Origin of the sequence: Streptomyces aculeolatus (assembly GCF_020400605.1) — a bacterium.
Lineage (GTDB): Bacteria > Actinomycetota > Actinomycetes > Streptomycetales > Streptomycetaceae > Streptomyces > Streptomyces aculeolatus.
Genome location: NZ_JAINRD010000076.1, coordinates 1 through 1,080 on the forward strand (window position 1 = coordinate 1; position 1,080 = coordinate 1,080).

General features: G+C 64.4%; 1 protein-coding gene. It reads right to left on the reverse strand.

The features are described 5' to 3' along the window. Window positions 1-1,080, reverse strand: a 1,080-nt coding sequence (gene dnaE / locus LG396_RS38765) for a DNA polymerase III subunit alpha (protein ID WP_225798306.1), incomplete at both ends; no start/stop codon positions are given.

Sequence of the window (1,080 nt, forward strand, 5' to 3'; positions counted from 1 at the left end):
GACACGACGTTGTCGATCATCGGCTCGTACTGGGCGGTGAGGCCCTTGCGGGTGTGGTCGAGGGCGTCGAACGCGCCCGCCTTGATCAGCGACTCGACCGTGCGCTTGTTGCACACGACGGCGTCGACCTTGTCGAGGAAGTCGGGGAACGACGCGTAGCGCCCCTTGGCCTTGCGGTTGCGAACGATCGACTCCACCACGTTCTGCCCGACGTTGCGCACGGCGGTCAGGCCGAACACGATCGTGTCATCACCGCGGGGGGTGAAGTTCGCGTCCGACTCGTTGACATCCGGGGGCAGGACCTTGATGCCCATCTTCCGGCACTCGTTGAGGTAGACCGCGGACTTGTCCTTGTCGTCGCGCACGGACGTCAGCAGCGCGGCCATGTACTCGGCCGGGTAGTTCGCCTTGAGATACGCCGTCCAGTAGGACACGAGCCCGTACGCGGAGGAGTGCGCCTTGTTGAACGCATAACCCGCGAAGGGGACCAGGACGTCCCAGACGGCCTGGATGGCCTTGTCGCTGTAGCCCTTGTCGCGGGCGCCCTTCTGGAAGTTGACGAACTCGGCGTCGAGTACTTCCTTCTTCTTCTTGCCCATCGCCCGGCGCAGCAGGTCCGCCTGGCCCAGCGAATAGCCGGCGAGCACCTGCGCGGCCTTCTGCACCTGCTCCTGGTAGACGATGAGGCCGTAGGTGATGTCGAGGACTTCCTTCAGGGGTTCCTCGAGCTCCGGGTGGATCGGGGTGATCTCCTGCTGGCCGTTCTTGCGCAGCGCGTAGTTGATATGCGAGTTCATGCCCATGGGACCCGGCCTGTACAGCGCCGAGACCGCGGAGATGTCCTCGAAGTTGTCGGGCTTCATCATGCGCAGCAGGGAGCGCATGGGCCCGCCGTCGAACTGGAAGACGCCGAGGGTGTCACCGCGGCCGAGCAGTTCGAAGGTCGTCGGGTCGTCGAGCGGCAGCGACAGCAGCTCGATGTCCCGGCCCTTGTTCTGCTTCACCATCTTGACGGCGTCGTCCATGATGGTGAGGTTGCGCAGGCCGAGGAAGTCCATCTTCAGCAGGCCGAGCGACTCA